A 19441-nucleotide genomic window follows, 5' to 3' on the forward strand; every position below is an offset into this window, starting at 1 on the left:
TGCGACGATTTACTGTCGGCGTTCGCACCCACGATGGCGGCGGCGCAAGGTCGTATCGCAGCCGTACAACCCGACGCCTACGCACGCACCCGCAACGCACTCGACGGTGCAGTCAGCCAGCTCTCGCCATACATCACGCACGGCTTCGTCACGCTTGCGGACGTGCTGGCCGGCGTGGCCTCGCGTCACGCGCTAGATGCGCAGCACAAGTTCGTCTACGAGCTCGGTTGGCGCGCCTACTTTCGCCATGTCTGGCAGCACCGCGGAGATGGCATCCTGCAATCGCTGCACGAAGGTCTTCTGCCCGACGATGCCTACGCCTGGGAAGTGCCGGCAGACATCCGCCAGGGCGACACCCGCGTGCCCGTGGTGGATGAGGCGGTGCGTACGCTGTACGCCACAGGCATGCTGCACAACCACGCGCGAATGTGGCTCGCCAGCTACACGGTGCATGTGCGCAAGGTGCACTGGCGTGTCGCCGCGGACTGGCTCTACGGCCACCTGATCGACGGCGACATCGCAAGCAACCACCTCAGCTGGCAGTGGGTGGCGGCCACCGGCAGCAGCAAGCCGTATCTCTTCAATGCCGACAACGTGGCCCGCTTCGCACCCGATCCGTGGCACAGCCCCGGCAGCGTGATCGACACGTCGTACGAGGCGCTCGACCAAATGGCGCGGGATCCCGCGCAGCTGGGTCGGGGCAAGCCCCATGTGCTGGACACTTCCCGGGCGATCGAACCGCGTCTGACCGCCGAGCCACCCGCCGAGATGAATGCGACGGCGCCCGACGCGGTTGCGGTGGCCGGCCGCGACATCTGGCTGGTGCACCCCTGGAGTCTGGGCGACCTTCCTGCGACGTTGCCGGCCGACACCCTGGTCATCGGCGTCTTCGTGGCAGATTTCCATCGCGCCTGGCCCTGGAGCGAACGGCGCTGGGATTTCGTCGGTCGACGCATGGCCGAACTGACGTCGCAGAGCTGGCATGGCGATGCCAGCGCCATCGGTATCGCCTTGAATGCAGCCCGCAGCGTGCGCAGCATCGACGAGCCGCACCTCGCGCCGTGGTTGACCGATTGGGCTGCGTGCGAGGTCGTGCCTGCGCTCTTCCCGCCTATCGATCAGCGCTGCGATTCCTTCTCGAAATGGTGGACGCGCGCCTCGCGCGGTCCTAGCTCGGTCGCGGGCATGCAACGACCTCTCAAGGATCGACGGGCGTAGCCATCGTGTGCATGTCCAGCTTCTTGAAGCCGATGTGATCTCAAGCGACAAGCACGCACTCCCCACCACATTCGTCCAGCGCCAACAGGTCGTTGTTCCACCCGTCGACCCCAAACGCTCTCAGATACGGCGCATTTCCAGCGGTGCGAACGACGCCGATATACGCACGCCTCTTCGTCACCGCACTCACCGTGTAGTAAGCCTCGACCTTCGTCTCGATCCGCTGGATCGCGATCTCGTGGCTGAGTCGCCACCGGTTGGCGTTGTTGCCGATCTGGGTGATGTGCTCGTGGCCGGTCGCGTGCCTCGACCTCGTGATGCAGCTGACTTCAAGTTCTTTCATCTCAACAACTCTGTTAAATTTGTGCATCATTCAAATTGATGCATGCACAAGATCAGCTTAATTCGTTGTGTCGAAGCTTGAAGCGCATAATCACGCATCATTCGGGTTGATGCAAAAATGATCCATGCGCTTAGTCAATTAGTCGAGGTTCGTGCGGGTCATCCGTTTCGGGGAAGCGTGCCGCTGGTGGATAACGGCGATGCGCAGGTCATCCAGATGCGGGATATCTCGGCTGCCAGCGTCGTGGCCTGGCCGACGCTGGTGCGTACGTCGCTCTCCGGCTCCCGGTCGCCCGACTGGCTGAAAGACGGCGACTTGCTTTTCGCGGCGCGCGGCACGCGCAACTATGCGATCTGCCTGGAAAATGTGCCAGCCCGGACGGTCTGCGCGCAATATTTCTTCGTGTTGCGAATCAAGAAGGCACATGCGCCGGATGTTCTGCCTGCCTACCTGGCCTGGCACATGAACAGCGGACCTTGCCAGCGCTATCTCGCAAGCAATGCCGAGGGCACCAACCAGCTGAGCATCCGCCGCACCGTGCTCGAAGACATGCCGATCGCGATCCCGCCTCTCGAACGCCAGCAGTTTCTGGTATCCCTCGCCGCGGCTGCGTCCCGCGAGCGCCGCTGCCTCGAAGCGCTCATCCAGACCCGCGAACAGCAGCTCGATGCCCTGGCGAACCAGCTTCTGTCGACCCGAACACTTTCCATCGACAGTCCGAATCGATCCGAATGAACGACACCGCGCTCAGCCAGGACGCCATCAACGCCGCCGTCTGGGGTGCGTGCGCCACCTTTTGCGGCACCGTGGAACCGGGCATCCACAAGGATTACGTCCTGACGATGTTCTTCCTCAAGTACGTCTCCGACGTCTGGCAGGACCACCACGACTGTTACAGGAAAGACCACGGCGACCATCCCGAACTCATCGAAGAGCTGCTGAAGAACGAGCGTTTCGTGCTGCCGCCGAGCGCCAACTTCTACGCGTTGCTCGCCGCGCGCCACCAGCCGGGCAACGGCGAGCGCATCGACAAGGCGCTGCACGCGCTCGAGGACGCCAATCTTGCCAAGCTGCGCGACGTATTCCAGGACATCAGCTTCAACTCCACCAGGCTGGGTGACGAAGCGCAGAAGAACGACATCCTGCGGCACCTGCTGGAAGACTTCGCCAAACCGTCGCTGAACCTGGGCGAACGCCGCGTCGACAACCTGGATGTGATCGGCAACGCGTACGAATTCCTCATCAGGAACTTCGCCTCCACCAGCGGCAAGAAGGCCGGCGAGTTCTACACGCCGCCCGAAGTGTCGCAACTCATGGCTCGCCTGATGACGCCGCAGGCAGGCGACGAAATCTGCGATCCGACCTGCGGTTCGGGCTCGCTGCTGATGAAGTGCGGGCAGCTGATCCGCGCGCAGACCGGCAGCCGCAAATATGCGCTGTACGGGCAGGAGGCCACAGGCAGCACCTGGGCGCTGGCCAGGATGAACATGTTCCTGCAGGCCGAGGACAACCACCGCATTGAGTGGGGCGACACGCTGCGCAACCCGAAGCTGCTCGACAGCCAGGGCCTGCTCAAGCATTTCGACATCGTGGTCGCCGCTCCGCCGTTCTCGCTGGAAAAGTGGGGCCACGAAGCCGCCGGAAATGACCCGCACAAGCGCTTTCGCCGCGGACTGCCGCCGCGCACGAAGGGTGATTACGCGTTCGTGCTGCACATGGTCGAGACGATGAAGGCCGGCACCGGCCGCATGGCGGTGGTGGTGCCGCACGGCGTGCTGTTTCGTGGCGCGGCCGAAGGGAAGATCCGCCAGAAGCTGATCGAGGAAAACCTGCTGGACGTGGTGATCGGCCTGCCGGAGAAGCTGTTCTACGGCACGGGAATCCCGGCTGCGGTGCTTGTGATGCGGAAGAACAAGGCGGACGACAAGGTGCTGTTCATCGACGCCAGCCGGGCCTACCAGGATGGGAAGAACCAGAACCTGCTGCGGGCGAGCGATCTGGACGCGATCGTCGCGACGGTCGATGCGCGGCAGAGCGTGGCGAAATACGCGTGCCTCGCGAGCCCGGCGGAGATTGCGGGGAACGACTTCAATCTGAACATTTCCCGGTATGTGGACACGTTCGAGGAGGCGGTCGCGATCGATCTGGTGGCGCTGCGGGAGGAAAGGTTGAAATTGAAGGCGGAGCTGGCGGGGCTGGAGGAGGAGATGGCTGGGTATTTGAGGGAGTTGGGGTATGAGTGAGAACGCACCAGGACCAAGCGAATTTCTGCTGTATGAGACCCAGGACGGCAGGACCCGGGTCGAATGCCGCTTCATTGAAGACTCGCTGTGGCTGACTCAGGCGCTGATGGCCGAGCTGTTCCAAGTGGGCGTGCCTAACATCAACGAGCACCTCAAGACGCTGCTGACCGATGGCGAAATTCAAGCAGAGGCAACTATTCGGAAAATCCGAATAGTTCGGCAGGAAGGCGGACGGCAGGTCAACCGACAGATCGATCATTACAACCTCGATGCGATCCTTGCGGTGGGCTACCGCGTCCGTTCCGCACGCGGCACCCAGTTCCGGCGCTGGGCAACCGAGCGATTGAGCGAGTACCTCGTCAAAGGCTTCACGCTTGACGACGAGCGGCTCAAGAACCCGCCCGTGGGAACGTCGGCGGTGCCCGACCGTTTTGGCGAACTCCTCGAACGCATCCGCGACATTCGCGCCAGCGAGCGTCGCATGTACCTGCGGGTGCGCGAAATCTTCGCGATGGCTGCAGACTATGTGCCGACATTGCCTGAAACCACTCGGTTTTTTCGACTAATTCAAAACAAGCTGCACTACGCGGTGACGGGTCAGACTGCGGCGGAACTGATCCAGCAACGCGCCGACTGTCTGCAAGCAAACATGGGATTGCGCACATGGAAGTCTGGTCAAGTGCAGAAGTCTGATGCCACCGTCGCAAAGAATTACCTGCGCGAAAACGAAATTAGCGAACTTAATCGCATCGTTTCAATGTGGCTTGATTTTGCCGAGGATCAAGCACTGCGTCGAAAACAGGTTTTTTTGCGGGATTGGGTGAATAAGCTCGATGCATTTTTAAGTTTTAATGAACGAAATATCCTGTCGGGGGCCGGCACGGTGACACATAAGCAGGCGGTCTTGCACGCAGAACAACAATACGAGCAGTTCTCAGCACAACGACGTAAAGAATTTGAAGCAGAGGGAAGTGCCTACGCGATCCGACTGCTCGACGCACCAAAAGAAGAAAAGTCAAGCATGGCCGAACTTAGCCAGCTGTCAAAGCAGTTGACGAAAAAGAAGGGTGGGAAAGATGCTGCCTGAGGCGTGATCAGCTCTGGTTGTACGCCAGATAGATCGGATGCCAGCTATCGAGGCGGCGACATTTCATGGGTCACTACGAGCGAGATTAATTTCAACGCGATTACGGAGACCTTTGAAAAAACAAGTGCCGCTGGCCGTTGAAACTCTTCCGTGAAATTATTTCCTGCAGGCACCTTGCTGACGGCCATGTATGGACAAGGAAAAACGCGTAGTCACGTTGCGCGACTAAATATCGAAGCCGCTACCAACCAGGCTTGCGACGCGATATGAGTCAACGACTTATGTGACGCAGAATATCTTCATCAATTCCTTTCTTCTCACTACGACGTAATCCGTGAAATGAGCAATGCAGACACCCAACAAAATCCGAATGCGGGTTTAACAAAAGAAATCATCATTCCTTTGCCGCCCAGAGACGAACAACTTCAAATTGTTCGCATCGTTGCAATTTGGGATGCTGCGATTGCTACTGCCGAAAGATTTGCGATAAACAGCCGCAAGCAAACACAAGCGCTCATTGATTGAAGCGTGATGTCCGTTTAAGCAGAAAAGGTCTCCCCTCATGCAGGACGTCCTCACCGGCAAACGCCGCGTCCACCTACCCGCCACCTGCAACACCGACGCTCTGCCAACCGCTGAACCGAACCCCACATGACCATCGCCCCGCCCACTCGCGAGCAATACAGCGCCCACATCCCCGCGCTCCACCTGCTCATCAACCTGGGCTGGCAATTCCTCAGCAAAGCAGACGCCTTGAAATTCCGAGGCAGCACGCGCGAAGTCATCCTCAAGCCGCGCCTGATCGAGGTCCTGCAAATCCGCCGCTTCGAATACAAGGGCGAGTTTCATCCGCTGTCGTCCGGCGGCATCGATCAGATCGTGCGTCAGGTGCAGACGCTGAGCCTCGTCGAAGGCCTGTTGCCGGCCAACGAGCGCTTGTATCGACTGCTCACGCTCGGCGTGACGGTCACCGAATTCATGCCCGACGGCAAGAGGCACCAACCGACCATCGCGCTCATCGACTGGCAGCACGCCGATGCAAACCGCTGGGACGTGACCGAAGAACTGGAAGTGCTTTCCGCGAACGGCACGCACGTCCGGACGCCGGACCTCGTCGGCTACGTCAACGGCATGCCGCTGGTGGTGATCGAGGCGAAGCGGCCGGGCGTGGGGCCGGACGGCCGGTCGATGGTGGAAGAAGGCATCGGCCAGCAATTGCGCAACCAGCGCCATGACGAGATTCCGCAGCTTTTCGCCTATGCGCAGTTGCTGCTGTCCGTCGGCGGCAGCGAAGCGCGTTACGGAACGACCAGCACGGCGTCGAAGCTCTGGGCGCGGTGGCGCGAAGAAGCGCTCGACGATGCGCAACTCGCCGGGTGGAAGAACCAGCCGCTGGACGCGGACGTGCAGGCCGCGTTGCTGCACGGCAAACCTGCCGCGCTTGTCGACTATTTCACGCGCCTCTGGTCGCAGCCGTCGCTGCAGACCGAGCAGGACAGACTGCTGGTCGCGCTGCTCCAGCCCGACCGGTTGCTCGAATTCCTGCGCCTCTTCGTGCTGTTCGACCACAAGGTCGGCAAAGTAGTGGCGCGCCATCAGCAGTTCTTCGGCGTCCGAGCGCTGATGGCGCGCATTCAGCAGCGCCGGCCCGACGGCGCACGCGAGGGCGGCGTGGTGTGGCAAGCGACCGGATCGGGCAAGAGCTTCACGATGGTGTTTCTGGCCAAGGCGCTGATGCTGCACGAGGCGACGCAGGCCTGCCGCGTGCTGGTGGTGACGGACCGGATCGACCTGGAAGGCCAGCTGGCGCGCAACCTCATGAACGGCGGCGCGTTCGGTTCGGCCCTCGCGACGACGAATAAGGGCGAGAAGGCGAAGGTCGGCTCGGGCCGCGAGCTGGCGCTGCGCATCGGGCAGGGGACCGAGCAGATCGTCTTCGCGCTGATCCACAAGTTCGCGACGGCGTCGAAGCTGCCCGAATGCCACAACGACTCGGCCGACCTGATCGTGCTCGTGGACCAAGGGCATCGCAGCCACGGCGGCGAAACACACGAGCGCATGCGCAAGGCGCTGCCGCGCGCGGCCTGTGTGGCCTTCACCGGCACGCCGCTGCTGAAGTCGGAAAAGACGGCGAACAGGTTCGGCCCGATCGTGCATGCCTACACGATGCAGCGCGCGGTCGACGACGAAACCGTGGCGCCGCTGCTTTATGAGGAGCGCCTGCCGGCGCTGTCTCTCGGCGACGGCGCGGCCGATCGCATCAAGCTGATCGCCAATGACATCGCCCAGCATTTCAGCGAAAACATCGGCGCACTCGGCCTGGGCCTGAAGGGCCAGGTGGCAACGTCGAGCAAGCTGGACGCGATCCGCTACAAGCGTCATCTGGACGACACCGGGCTGGTCAGCAGCGCGGTCGTCATCTCGGCGCCGGACAGCCGGGAAGGCAATACCGATGTCGACGAGAGCACGATTCCGGAAGTGCAGGCCTGGTGGAAAGCGAACGTGGGCAAGCACGCGGAGGCCTACGAGGCGAAGGTGCTCGGCGATTTCGGCACGGACGGCAGTCCCGATCTGCTGATCGTGGCCGACCGGCTGCTCACCGGCTTCGACGAGCCGCGCAACGCCGTCTTGTACATAGACAAGTCGCTCAAGGCGCACAACCTGATCCAGGCGGTCGCGCGGGTGAACCGACCGCACGAGGCCAAGCGTTACGGCGTGCTGGTGGACTACCGAGGCATTTTGAAGGAGCTGGACACGGCCGTCCGCGCTTATCAGGACCTTGAGGCTCGGACGCAGGGTGGATACGAATTGAGCGATATCGAGGGTCTGTACCGTCAGTTCAGCAGCGAATACAGGCAGTTGCCGGGCCTGCACGACACGCTGTGGGAGATCTTTGCCGAAGTGACGAACCGCGACGACCGCGAACAGTTCCGGCAGGTGCTGATGCCCCGTTTCGCCGAAGACGCCACGGGCCGGAGCTACGACACGCGCCAGAAAGTGCGCGACGATTTCGACGCGGCGCTGACCCGCTTCGGGCTGTGCCTGCAGACAGCGCTGTCGTCACGCAGCTTCTTCGAGGACCACGGTTTTTCCGAGCAGACGCTGCAGACGTACAAGGACGACCTGCAGTTGTTCACCGAACTGCGCCGCATCGCGCGGCAGGACGCGCAGGAGACGGTGCGTTACAGCACCCATGACGACCAGATCCGCCGGATGGTGGATCGGCAGGAAATCGGCCTGGAGGTGCGGGAGCCGGAAGGCATATACCTGGTGCACAAGCCAGGGCAGCCTGAAAGGCTCTCTCCACACGACGCACCGGCATTTTGGACGGCCGAAAAGACGCGCAATGAGACGGACTTGATCCGGACGCGATTGAAAAAGACCATCGAGCAGGAATTGGCCAACGATCCTTATGCGCAGAAAGTCTTCGCGGAATTGCTGATGCAGGCGACTGCAGATGCCGAAGCGTTGGTCGAGCATCCGGTCAAGCAATACGCGTTGTTGAGGAAATTCGATGCGCAGGTCACGACCCGGGTGCTGGACGGCATGCCGGACGCACTGGTCGGTCATCCGCACGCACGCTCGTACTTCGGCATCTGCAGGTTGGTGGTCGGCGAGAAGGTGTTTGCGCAGGCCGACATCGACAGTCTGGTAACGCAAGCCTTTCTCATCGACGAGGCCGTCAAACAGGCGGTAGCCGAGCATTCGCTGAACCCGCACAACATCGAGACGTCCATCCGCAAGACGCTGCTTCCCGGACTTTTCGCGTCGATGGGGCTGGACAACGCGAAGGACGCGATCGAGCAGGTGATTCGGGTCATGCGCGTGGAGCTAAGCCGGGGGAGTTTCTGAGGTGCGGCGCGGTTGCTGCCGGATCGGGTGGAGCGGAAGCAGGAGCTGGATGGGCTGGCAGAGCTGATTTTGCAAAATTGAACAAAGTGTTCAATTGATGAGCCAGGAGCACCGGAGCTACGGTCGGCATGCCGCCTGCGCACGTTTGCCTTGAAGTCGATCCCGTTGTTTCGATACGGAATATCAACCGGATTTGCCGCGAACCGCTGCCTTGCCGCCCTTCACCGGCTTCGCGCGCGCAGGGCCTACGCTGGCGACTGCGCTATTTCCACCCGCCTGATCCAGCCAAAGCAACGCATCCACATACGTCATGAAGTGATGCAGGTAGCCAGGCGACGTCTCCCGCATCGATTGCAACGCTCGGTGCACAAGCTGGTGCGAATTCAATGGACCGGCATTTTCGGGAACCGTAGCCAGAGACTTGGTCAGCCGACGCTCGGCGCTGAGCCGCGACCAGGTGCTGCGGAAAAAGGCGAGGGATGCAAGCTCGGTCGGCGCGGATCTATTTCCTGCCGGCGCATATCCACTCGAGATGTCGCTGCCGCCGCCACGCAGAACAGCCTGCTCGGCGATGCATGCAGCAAGTTCGGAAAGCGGACCGCGCTGCATTTCCGACGGCGTTCCAGTCTGCGAAGCGATCACGCCAATCGACGGCTCGGATCCAGGCATCGCGTCATAAGCAACCCGCAGCGCCGCCACTCTTTCATCCAATAACCGCCGCGCCTCGCCGAAATGCCCGGCAGCCCGCCTTTCCATCGCCTCGATGAAGCGAAGGCGCACCGGATCGCCGCGCTCCACCTCGGTCACCTTATTCACGCACCACACCCGAAGGCCGCGGCGTCGGCGCCATTTCCACGCGCCGATTCTTCGCCCGCCCGTCCGCATCCGCATTCGAAGCCACCGCCTGCTCCGCCCCGAAAGCCGCCGCGAACACCGATGCCGACGGAATGCCGTCCTCGATCAGCGTCCGCGTCACCGTCAGCGCGCGCTGCGCGGACAACTCCCAGTTGTCCGCGAACGGCCGGTTGCCGCCGCGCACCTGCCGGTCGTCGGTGAAGCCGCTGACCATCAGGATCTCGTCGCGCGACTGCAGGTACGCGGCCAGCGGGCCGGTCAGCGTCTTGAGCAACTGCCGGCCTTCGGGCTGCAGTTCGGCGGAATTGAGCGCGAACAGCACGTTGCCGCTGATGCCGATGCGTCCGTTCGTCAGCGTCACGCGGCCGGCTGCGAGCGGTCCGGCAAGGGCTTTTTCGAGCGTTTCGCGGCGTTGCGCTTCAACTTGGCGCTGTTTGACTTCGGATTCCAGCTTGGTCGCCAGTTCCAGCTGCATGCCGATCACACAGACCAGGATCAGGACGAACGCGCCAAGAAGGCCCGACATCAGGTCGCCGAAGACAGCCCAGACCGGAACCGTCGGCTCCGAGCCACCATCGATGTCCTCCGTCATCACGCTTCAGTTCCCGCTGCAGCGCGCTGGCTGGCGAGATGCTGCAAATCCTCGACGATCTGCTTCTGCGACAGGATGCTCAGGTCGATGACTTCCCGCGCCTGCGCGACGTAGTAGGCGAGTTGTTCGTCGCTGCGCACCATCGATTTTCCGAGTGCGGTTTCGATGCGCTGCAGCTGCGCGCCGAGCTTGTCGTTTGACTGGCTGAACAGTTCCACCGCCAGTCCGAACGATTCGCCCAGGCTCGCGACCTCGACTGCGCTGCTTGTGAGCTGCGCGCCGACCAGCGCCAGCTTGCCGGCCTCGGTGTCGACCGTCTCGCTGAACTGCGTGCCGACGCGGTCGAGCAGACCGGCGGACGTCGCAACCAGCGCATCAATGGCCGCGCGCTGTTCGGTGGAAGCGTGGTTCACGGCGTCGAGCAGCGTTTCGAGCGTGCCGAGAATGCGGGTGCGCTCGTCGAGCATCGCGTTGTCGCGGACCATGCTGTCGGACAGTTTCTGCCGCAGTTCGACGATGACTTCGGCAGCGGCGCGCGGCGCTTCGGCGGCGGCGTCGACCAGGCGGCCGATCTCGGCGATAGTGCTTTTCGCCTGCGATTCGGTCTGGGCGGAAATCTGCTTCGCGGTTTCTGCGAGCGTCTGGCAGATGTCGCGTTGTTGCTGCGCGGTGTCGGCGCCGGCTTGCTGCCATTCCTGCTTCAGCGCGACGGATATCGCGCCGAGCGAGTCGGTCCAGGCGGCGAGGCGCTGCTGATCGCGCGCGTCGATGTCGCACTGCAGATCGGCGTGGGACTTGCCGACCGTGTCGTGCAGCGCTGCCGCCTGCTGCGCGAATCCGGCTGCGGTTTCGGCCAGCGCGCGGTGCGTGTCGCCGGAGAGCTTTTCGCTGATTTCGCCATGGCGGGCGAGGGCGGAGCGCCAGCCGTCGGAGACTTGGCCAACGGTGGTTTCCAGGCGCGCCGAGACACCATCGACCAGCATAGCCGAGCGTTGCTCGAAGGTTTCGGCAAAGCGATCAAGCGATGCGCCAAGGTCGTTCGACAGCGTTTCGCCGGTCTGGCGATGTTCGGCCAGCGCCGACTTCCAGATCTCGCCGACGTTGCCGGTCGTGGTCTCGAACCGGGTCGACAACCCGTCGAGCTGCGTCTGCAACGCCTGCGCGACGGTGCCCTGCAGCGCCGCTGTTTCGCGCGCGATGGCGGCCATCGTGGCTTCGACGACCGGCTGGATCGTCGCGCCGGCGATGCGGGCGCTTTCGGTAAGGCTGTCCTTGAGTGCGCGGTCGACCGAGGCGGCGAGGCCGATGTAGACGGTTTCGGCCTTGCCGTGGAAGCCGTCCTGGTTCGAGATCAGCCGCTGGTTCAGCGCTTCGCTCTGCCGCTCGATGGTCGCCATCATGGTCTGCAGACGGTCGGCCAGTTCGGGCATCACTTCGGCCTGGCGCTGCAGCAGCCTGAAGGATTCGTCGCGTCGGTGCGCAAGCGAAAACGGCCGCAGCGTGGTGGCGATCCGCGAATCGAGCCGCTGCGCGACCTGTACGCGGTCGCGCCGGCAGAGCGCCGAGACGAGCCCCAGCATCGCGGATGCAGCAACGCCGGCCAGAGAGGTGCCGAAAGCCAGCCCCAATCCCTTGACCGGCGCAGCCAGCGACGAGCGGATGGCCAGGAGATCCGAAGCGCTCTCGAGCGCCGTGCCGGTGCCGTTCAGCGTGACGACCATGCCGAGAAACGTGCCGAGCATGCCGAGCAGCACCAGCAGCCCCGCCAGATAAGGCGTCAGCGACGGGCCGGGCAGGCCGACACGCTCGCCTTCGACGCGCAGGCGCACGGCGTTCTGCAGGGACGGATGCACCGGATCGAGCCATTCGCCAAGGCTCGGCGGCGTCGCCTGCACGTTCGCGACGGCGCCGGCCAGCGTCGAAGTGGCTGCGTCGAAACGACGCAGTTCCGCTGCGCCCATCAGATAGAAGCCGCCGATCAGCAGCGTGATCACCAGCGCGAGCGGATTGGAGCCGACATAGCCGACGCCGACCCAGACGATGGCGGCCAGGCCGAGGAAGAAGGCGGTGTAGTGAAGGGTTCTGTTCATTGGCTGGGGTCGGGGATCAGTTCGATCGGAGGGCTTCGAGCAGCCCTTCGATCGGTTGCAGTCGGATGTCGAGTTCGGCGAACAGCACGCTTTGCATGTCGTCGGTGAAGCCGTCCAGCCACATGTCGGGTGAAACGTCGGGGTCGATCTGGTCGGCCTGCGAACGGCGCAGTCGGGTGTAGTGCTTCTCCAGCAGCACGGGAATCGTCGACAAAACCCGCACCTCGTGCGAGCCGAGCGCCTGCGCCATGACCGCGTCGACAGCGGCGAGTTGCGCGAGTGCCGGCGATCGCGCGACCAGCGCGGCCTGTAGACGGGTGCGCAGCGGAGCGATGGCGGATTCCATGGTCTGCTGGCGCGACACGTAGCGTCGGCGGTAGGGGGAGAAGTCGGAGGCGGTGCGCAATCCACCCCCTTCGTCGGCCAGTGTCTTGATCAGAGCGTCTCGAACGCGGGCGACTTCGGCTTCTTCTGCATTGAAGGCCACCCTGGAAGCCGAAGACTGCTTCTTGTTAGCAGTGCCCAGAACGGACGACAGCGAAATCGCATCCGTCCAGCCCAGCCACTGGCTCAGGCGCTCGGAAATCGACTGGCCGGATTCGGGAATTCGGGAATCGGTGAGACGCGTCAGCAGGCCAACGAGCGCCGAGCCGGAGACGCCGGACGCTGCGGCCGGAGCCGTTGAACCTGTGCGCGGTGAGCGCCGTGACACTTGCACCATAACGACAGATCGGAAAAACCGTGCAGTCTACACGGGCGATCCTCTGGCCAGCCAGGTGCCGGCCACCATGCTTTCAGTACTGCTTGTACGGCAGGAACTTGCCCGACAGCACCACGTTCACGCGATCGCCCTTGGGGTCGGCAGTGCGCTGGATGTCCATGCTGAAGTCGATCGCGCTCATGATGCCGTCGCCGAATTCCTCGTGGATCAGCTCCTTGATCGTCGTGCCGTAGACGCTGACGATTTCGTACCAGCGGTAGATCAGCGGATCGGTCGGCACCGGCGTGGGCAGCGAGCCCTTGTACGGCACGACCTGCAACCACTTCTGCTCTTCGTCGGTGAGGCCGAAGATGTCGCCGACTGTCTTGGCCTGGTCGGCGTCGAAGGTCATCTGGCCGAGGCAGCCCGCGGTGACCCATTCCTTGGAAAGGCCAACCTTTTCGGCCACGTCGGCCCACTGGATACCGTTGGCTACCTTGGCTGTGATGATCTTTTCGGTGACGTCGTTGCGGTTCATTGGAGTAGCTCCTGTGTGTTTTGAGGGGGAAAACTGAGATGGACCGTCAGGCTGCCTTGGCGCGCTTGACGAGAAAATCCATGATGTGGTTGCGCAGCGGGTAGTAGTCGTCCAGGTGATGCAGTCCGGCCCGGGTGCGCTCGCGCGGCAGCGGGTTGACGACGGTTTCGGCGATGTTTCCTGGGCGGTAGCCGGCGGCGGTCTCGCTGCCGTTGCTCATCAGCAGGATGCGGTCGGCCAGCAGGATGGCCTCGTCGACGTCGTGCGTGATCATGAAAACCGTCTGCTGCGTCTGGCGGACGATGCTCATCAGCTCGTCCTGGATGGTGCCGCGCGTGAGCGCATCGAGCGCGCCGAACGGCTCGTCGAGCAACAGCATGCGCGGCTGGATCGCGAAGGCGCGGGCGATGCCGACGCGCTGCTTCATGCCGCCCGACAGTTGCGACGGCTTCTTGTCGATGGCGGCGGCCAGCCCGACCAGTGCGACATTGCGCACCACCTGCTCGTCGACCTGATCGGCTGTCCACTCGGGCCAGCGCGACTTCACCGCGAAAGCGATGTTCTTGCGAACGGTGAGCCACGGCATCAGCGCATGGCTCTGGAAGACGACGCCGCGCGAGAGGCTGGGTCCGGAAATCTCGCGGCCTTCCATGAACGTGTGGCCGGCGGTGGCGGTGTCGAGCCCCGCGAGCACGTTCAGGATGGTCGTCTTGCCACAGCCCGAATGCCCGATCACGCAGACGAATTCGCCACGATCTATCGTGAAGGAAACGTCGGCGAACACCGGCTTGGCCGGGACGAAGGCCTTTGCCAGCCTTTCGATGCGCAACAACGGTGCCTGCACAGCCGTCGCCATTTCGCCGGCTTCGATGGCCGGAGTGATCCATTCCGCAAAATGCCGCGAAATCGGCTCATCCGGGTCGTCAGCACTGCCCTCAGAGAGGGGGTTGGCGACCATGCGCGGTGGGTTTGCCTGGGAACGTGCCTGGGGGAGTGCCTGATTACTCGACATAGGTCACCTTGCGCTGGAGGGCGGCGAAAGACAGGTCCAGCAGCATGCCGACCACGCCGATCACCAGGATCGCGAAGATCACGTTGGTCAGCGAGAGGTTGTTCCACTCGTTCCAGACGAAATAGCCGATACCGGTTCCGCCGACCAGCATTTCGGCCGCCACGATCACCAGCCAGGCGATGCCCATGCTGATGCGCATGCCGGTCAGGATGGTCGGCGCGGCGGCGGGCAGGATCACGAGGAATGCCTTGCGCAGCGGTTTGACCTCCAGCGTGCTCGCCACGTTGAGCCATTCGCGCTTGACCGAGGCCACGCCGAACGCGGTGTTGAGCAGCATCGGCCAGACCGAGCAGATGAAGATCACGAAGATGCCGCTGATCGACGAGTCCTTGATGATGTAGAGCGCCAGTGGCATCCAGGCCAGCGGCGAAATCGGCTTGAGCAACTGGATGAACGGATCGAACGCCTTGCGCAGCAACGGCGACATGCCGATGACGAAACCGAGCGGCACCGCGACCAGGCAGGCCAGCGCGAAACCCAGCCCGACGCGGGCCAGCGACCAGCCCAGCTGGATCGCGATGCCCTTGTCGTTCGGGCCGTTGTCGTAGAACGGATTCGACAGATGTTTCCAGGCGGTGGCGCCCATGTCGGCAGGCGTCGGGAAGCCGGCCGATTTCACCTGTCCCGGATCCTTGCCGAGCATTTTTTGGTACTCGATCTGCTCCGTCGTCATGCCGGCCTGCGACGCCGCACCGCCGCTGCCGGAGAACGTCGCTGCCTGCCAGATGCCGAGAAACAGCAGCAGCAGCACCACCGACAGCAACGCCGCCTTGGCATTGAGCTTGCGCACCGCCGTGTTCATGCGGCCATCTTGTTGATTGCGAAGCTCTTGACGTACTCGTCCGGCTTCGTCGGGTCGAACACCTTGCCCATGATGGTGAACTTCGGGTACGCGCCCTCGGGTGGCGTCTGGCCGATTTCCTTCATGCGCGCCTTGGCGTCGGTAATGAGAAACACTTTTTCCGCGATCTGCCTGTAGTTGATGTCGCCCTTGACGTAGCCCCAGCGCTTCATCTGCGTGAGCATCCAGACGGCCATCGACTGCCACGGGATCGGATCGAAATCGGCGCGGTTCGGCACGGTCTTGATGTTGCCGAGGCCGTCTGCGAAGCGGCCGGTGAGCACTTGCGTGAGCACGACTTCGGGCTGGTTCAGGTACTGCGCCGGCGCGATGACCTTGGCGATCAGCTCCCGGTTCTCGGCCTTGCGCGCCATCTCCGACGCGGTGAGCACTGCACGGTAGAGCGCGGCGAAGGTGTTCGGATTCTTCTGGATGAATTCGGTCGAGGTGCCGAATGCGCAGCACGGATGGCCGTCCCAGATTTCCTTGGTGAGGATATGGATGAAGCCGACTTCCTCGAACACCGCGCGCTGGTTGAACGGATCGGGGCCGAGGTAGCCGTCGATATTGCCGGCGCGCAGGTTGGCGACCATTTCGGCCGGCGGCACGACGCGGATCTGGATGTCGGTATCCGGGTTCAGGCCAGCTTCCGCCACGTAGTAGCGCAGCAGGAAGTTGTGCATGCTGTATTCGAAGGGCACCGCGAACTTGAAGCCCTTCCACATCTTCGGATCGCGCTTGTCCTTGTGCTTGTTGGCCAGCGTGATCGCCTGGCCGTTGGTGTTCTGGATCGTCGCGACGTTCATCGGCGTGGCGTTGGAGCCGGCGCCCATCGAGATCGCCAGCGGCATCGGCGACAGGAAATGCGTGGCGTCGTATTCCTTGTTGATCATCTTGTCGCGGATCAGCGCCCACCCTGCGGTCTTCACCACCTCGACGTTCAGCCCCTGCTTGTCGTAGAAGCCGAGCGGTTTGGCCATGATGAGCGGCGTGGCGCAGGTGATCGGTATGAAGCCGATCTTCAGGTCCTTCTTCTCGATCGGTCCCTTTTCCTGGGCCATCGCCTGCAGTGCGCCAAGCGGCATGAGCGATGCGATGGCGGCACGCGCGGTGTTGGCGCCGACGGCACGCAGGAAGTGGCGGCGCACGCTGTCGACCGGGAACAGCGCCTTCATCAGGCTGGCCTCCAGCTTGGCGTCCGAAGCCGCGATCGCACTCGCGTGCTGGTCGGGCGCGTGGTTCTGGCCACAGGCGCAGCGCAGTGTCAGGGGACGGTCGGCGTCGTACGGATCGTTCATGGTGCACCTCGATGAAAAGATGCAGCGGTCTTGCAAGCGCCGGGCCGAGGAGGCTGGCTTCAGGCCCGTTTTGGCCGTCTCGCACGCGGCACCCGCAAAGTCGCGGGTGGCCGGTCGACGACTTGTAGTGCCAGCCCTACAAGTTCGACGTTTTGCCGTGCCGTTCGGCGTAGAGCGCCAGGTCGACGTCGTTCTTGGTGCCGGTTTTTTCGAGGATGCGAGCCCGGTAGGTGCTGACCGTGTTGGCAGCCAAACCAAGCTGCGCACCGATTTCGCTCACGCTGTGCCCCGACGTGAGCAGACGGAACACCTGGTGCTCGCGGTGCGACAGCGCCTCGGTCGCCGAAGCCTTGCTGACGGCCGCAGCCAGCGCCTCCGCCGTCGCCGCGGAAACGTAGATTCCGCCTGCAGCCGCCTTGCGCACGGCGGCGACCATCGCATCGGCATCGGCGCTCTTGTTGAGATAGCCCGCTGCGCCGAGCTTGATGCACCGCACCGCGTACTGGCGCTCCGGGTAGGTCGACAGCATCAGCACCGGCAGCGCCGGCCATGACGCACGCAACGCCTGCAGAACCTCGAGGCCGTCGCGCTCGGGCAGGGCGATGTCGAGCAGAACGACGTCGAGTCGCTCGGATTCGGGGCCTTGCTGGATGGCGGCAACGCGTTCGATGACTTCAGGGCCGGTCTGGGCTTCGGCGCAGACCAGGATTTCCGGCGTGCCGTTCGATGCGTCGCCAAGCACCTGCTTCAGGCCTTCGCGGACGATGCGGTGGTCGTCGCCGATCAGGACGCGGAGTGGGGTGGGCATGGCGTCGGAGTTGTCGGCGATCTCATGAAGCCATGGTCGACACCGGCATCTGCAGCCATTCGGACAGATCGCGCCGACCGTGCAGCACGCGCCAAACGTCGATATGGTCCTCGCGATCGACATACAGGACCAGCTGGGGATATCGAGTCAGCGGCCAACTTCGCAGACCGGCAAGGTTGAGCGAATGCGCATATCGCAACGAGCCGGTAGCTGGATTTCGACCGATATGCACATAGGCCCGCTCCAGCGCAGCAATGAAACTCAAAGCCGCAGGCTCAGAGCCTTCCTCGAAATAGTAAGCGACGGTTTCCTCGACATCACGCTGCGCAAGCTCACGTGGAACGATCGGTTTGTCTTTCACTTGGCGGCGCGCGCGGCAACACGCTTTCGGAGCGAGTCGAAGTAGTCTGCATCTGCGACCGCGCCCGGCGCCGACTCCGCGCCGTCAAGCATCAGCCGACGGAGTTTCTGTATGTCCTGATCCTTGCGAATCAGATCGCGGACGTATTCGCTGCTGGTGCCATACCCCCGCTCGGAAATCTGCGAATCGACGAAAGCTTTCAGCGTTTCGGGCAGGGAAATGTTCATGGTGCTCATGCCACCAGACTAGCCAGCTTGGCAAAAAATGGCAATGACCATCTGTCAGCCCGGCAGCGGCAATCGCAACCTGAACGTACTCCCCAGCCCCGTCTCGCTCGCAATCTCCACCGTCCCCCCGAAATGCAGCGCGCGCTCGCGCATGCCCCGCACTCCGTAGGCCGTAAGTGCGCTGAAGGCTTGCGGCGGTGCGCCGATGCCGTCGTCGCGCACGCGCAGGTCGAGCATGCCGTCGTCGGTGCGGATGCGGATGTCGACGCGGCGGGCGCGGGCATGGCGGGCGATGTTGCTCAGCATCTCCTGGAAGATGCGGAACACGGCGGTGGCGGCCGGGCCGGGCAATTCGAGCGACTCGTCGACCTGCGCGTCCCACACCAGTTCCAGCTCGGCCGACTGCACGAATTCGGTTGCCTGCCATTCGAGCGCGGCCCACAGGCCCTGGTGGTCGAGGATGCTGGGCCGCAGGTCGGTGATGATGCGGCCGACGTTGTCGACCGCGCGCTCGATCAGCCCGCTCATGTTGACGCACTTGCAGGCCATCTTCATCCGCATCGCCTGCGCATGTTCCGGGTCGCGCGCCTGCTGCTCGCCCAGGCGCTTGCCGATCCAGTTCACATCCATCTTCAGCGCCACCAGCAGGCTGCCGAGCTCGTCGTGCACTTCGCGGGCGATGCGGGTGCGTTCTTCCTCGCGCACCGAATCCGTCCAGGCGGACAACTCGCGCACCTGCTGCAACGCGGCGCTGAGTTCGGCGGTGCGCTCGGCCACGCGCTGTTCGAGCTCGCTGCGGGACTGCTGGAGCGCGGCTGCCACGCGCCGGCGCTCGGTGATGTCGACGAAAGCGATGACCGCGCCGCGCACCACGCCGCCGTCGAGGATCGGATGGCTCGAATATTCGACCGCGAATGCGCTGCCGTCGCGCCGCCAGAAGGCTTCGGTGTCGATCCGGCAGGGCAGGCCGCGGCGGAAGGCGTTGAAGATCGGGCAGTCGACATCGGCGTAAGGCGAGCCGTCCCAGTGCGAGTGATGCGTCAGATCGTGCATGTTGCGGCCGATCACTTCGTCCGCCGACCAGCCGAGCAGTTCGGCACCGGCCCGGTTGATGAACATGCAGTGGCCGGCCAGGTCGATGCCGAAGATGCCGTCGCCGGTGGATTCGAGCAACAGGCTCAGCTGATGGCGCCAGAGAGGATCGGCGGTAACGACGGGGTCGGACATGCGTCGCATGCACGCAACGGCTGTGCCAGCGACGCCAGAACCGATTGCTGGCACGGGGCTTGAATGCGTCGGTAACGCCTCGCAATTGC

General features: G+C 63.3%; 18 protein-coding genes and 1 pseudogene. 6 read left to right on the forward strand and 13 right to left on the reverse strand.

What is annotated here, in order from left to right; genetic code table 11:
• The first annotated feature begins 33 nt into the window (after positions 1-33).
• Positions 34-1218: an FAD-binding domain-containing protein gene (locus ACSFA3_RS16905; RefSeq protein WP_435506924.1), complete on the forward strand. Its 1185-nt coding sequence runs from the start codon at positions 34-36 to the stop codon at positions 1216-1218.
• Positions 1219-1258: 40 nt separating this feature from the next.
• On the opposite strand, the gene ACSFA3_RS16910 is transcribed toward ACSFA3_RS16905, so the two are convergent.
• Positions 1259-1561, reverse strand: coding sequence for a DUF3892 domain-containing protein (locus ACSFA3_RS16910; RefSeq protein WP_435506640.1), 303 nt, complete (start codon positions 1559-1561; stop codon positions 1259-1261).
• 177 nt (positions 1562-1738) lie between these two features.
• Between ACSFA3_RS16910 and ACSFA3_RS16915 the strand changes: the two genes are divergently transcribed.
• From ACSFA3_RS16915 to ACSFA3_RS16935, 5 genes and pseudogenes are all read left to right on the forward strand, one after another.
• On the forward strand, positions 1739-2296 hold the full coding sequence (locus ACSFA3_RS16915; RefSeq protein WP_435506641.1) for a restriction endonuclease subunit S: 558 nt from the start codon (positions 1739-1741) through the stop codon (positions 2294-2296).
• Complete coding sequence (locus ACSFA3_RS16920; RefSeq protein WP_435506642.1) at positions 2293-3804, forward strand: type I restriction-modification system subunit M; 1512 nt, start codon at positions 2293-2295, stop codon at positions 3802-3804. The genes ACSFA3_RS16915 and ACSFA3_RS16920 overlap by 4 nt, the downstream gene beginning before the upstream one ends.
• Positions 3797-4891 (forward strand): virulence RhuM family protein, encoded by a 1095-nt coding sequence (locus ACSFA3_RS16925; RefSeq protein ID WP_435506643.1) that lies wholly within the window; start codon positions 3797-3799, stop codon positions 4889-4891. Before ACSFA3_RS16920 ends, ACSFA3_RS16925 begins: the two co-directional genes overlap by 8 nt.
• A 297-nt stretch (positions 4892-5188) precedes the next feature.
• Positions 5189-5416: pseudogene (locus ACSFA3_RS16930) on the forward strand (restriction endonuclease subunit S domain-containing protein); the annotation flags it as partial.
• 126 nt (positions 5417-5542) lie between these two features.
• Positions 5543-8743, forward strand: a complete 3201-nt coding sequence (locus ACSFA3_RS16935) for a type I restriction endonuclease subunit R (RefSeq protein ID WP_435506644.1) — start codon at positions 5543-5545, stop codon at positions 8741-8743.
• 183 nt (positions 8744-8926) lie between these two features.
• Here the strand turns inward: ACSFA3_RS16935 and ACSFA3_RS16940 are convergent, their stop codons facing one another.
• From ACSFA3_RS16940 to ACSFA3_RS16995, 12 genes are all read right to left on the reverse strand, one after another.
• Positions 8927-9559, reverse strand: a complete 633-nt coding sequence (locus ACSFA3_RS16940; protein WP_435506645.1) for a DUF2894 domain-containing protein — start codon at positions 9557-9559, stop codon at positions 8927-8929.
• The gene (locus tag ACSFA3_RS16945) at positions 9552-10190 is read right to left on the reverse strand and encodes an OmpA family protein (protein ID WP_435506646.1); all 639 of its coding nucleotides are present in this window, start codon (positions 10188-10190) and stop codon (positions 9552-9554) included. The genes ACSFA3_RS16940 and ACSFA3_RS16945 overlap by 8 nt, the downstream gene beginning before the upstream one ends.
• Positions 10190-12280, reverse strand: a complete 2091-nt coding sequence (locus ACSFA3_RS16950; protein WP_435506647.1) for a DUF802 domain-containing protein — start codon at positions 12278-12280, stop codon at positions 10190-10192. The genes ACSFA3_RS16945 and ACSFA3_RS16950 overlap by 1 nt, the downstream gene beginning before the upstream one ends.
• A 16-nt stretch (positions 12281-12296) precedes the next feature.
• Positions 12297-13001, reverse strand: coding sequence for a DUF3348 domain-containing protein (locus ACSFA3_RS16955; RefSeq protein WP_435506648.1), 705 nt, complete (start codon positions 12999-13001; stop codon positions 12297-12299).
• Between the two features lie 73 nt (positions 13002-13074).
• A complete protein-coding gene (gene cynS / locus ACSFA3_RS16960) occupies positions 13075-13518 on the reverse strand; it encodes a cyanase (RefSeq protein WP_435506649.1) in 444 nt (147 codons plus the stop codon).
• A gap of 46 nt (positions 13519-13564) precedes the next feature.
• Positions 13565-14374, reverse strand: coding sequence for an ABC transporter ATP-binding protein (locus tag ACSFA3_RS16965; RefSeq protein WP_435506925.1), 810 nt, complete (start codon positions 14372-14374; stop codon positions 13565-13567).
• Positions 14375-14519: 145 nt separating this feature from the next.
• The gene (gene ntrB / locus ACSFA3_RS16970; protein ID WP_435506650.1) at positions 14520-15392 is read right to left on the reverse strand and encodes a nitrate ABC transporter permease; all 873 of its coding nucleotides are present in this window, start codon (positions 15390-15392) and stop codon (positions 14520-14522) included.
• Positions 15389-16729 (reverse strand): CmpA/NrtA family ABC transporter substrate-binding protein, encoded by a 1341-nt coding sequence (locus ACSFA3_RS16975; protein WP_435506651.1) that lies wholly within the window; start codon positions 16727-16729, stop codon positions 15389-15391. Before ACSFA3_RS16975 ends, ntrB begins: the two co-directional genes overlap by 4 nt.
• Before the next feature lie 136 nt (positions 16730-16865).
• Complete coding sequence (locus ACSFA3_RS16980; RefSeq protein WP_435506652.1) at positions 16866-17537, reverse strand: response regulator; 672 nt, start codon at positions 17535-17537, stop codon at positions 16866-16868.
• Positions 17538-17559: 22 nt separating this feature from the next.
• A complete protein-coding gene (locus ACSFA3_RS16985; protein ID WP_435506653.1) occupies positions 17560-17898 on the reverse strand; it encodes a type II toxin-antitoxin system RelE/ParE family toxin in 339 nt (112 codons plus the stop codon).
• Positions 17895-18134 carry a ribbon-helix-helix domain-containing protein gene (locus ACSFA3_RS16990; RefSeq protein WP_435506654.1) on the reverse strand — a complete coding sequence of 80 codons (240 nt, stop codon included), beginning with the start codon at positions 18132-18134 and terminating at the stop codon, positions 17895-17897. The genes ACSFA3_RS16985 and ACSFA3_RS16990 overlap by 4 nt, the downstream gene beginning before the upstream one ends.
• A gap of 45 nt (positions 18135-18179) precedes the next feature.
• Positions 18180-19352 carry a sensor histidine kinase gene (locus ACSFA3_RS16995; protein ID WP_435506655.1) on the reverse strand — a complete coding sequence of 391 codons (1173 nt, stop codon included), beginning with the start codon at positions 19350-19352 and terminating at the stop codon, positions 18180-18182.
• Positions 19353-19441 lie beyond the last annotated feature (89 nt).

The organism is Variovorax glucosi, assembly GCF_051216695.1.
Lineage (GTDB): Bacteria > Pseudomonadota > Gammaproteobacteria > Burkholderiales > Burkholderiaceae_C > Variovorax.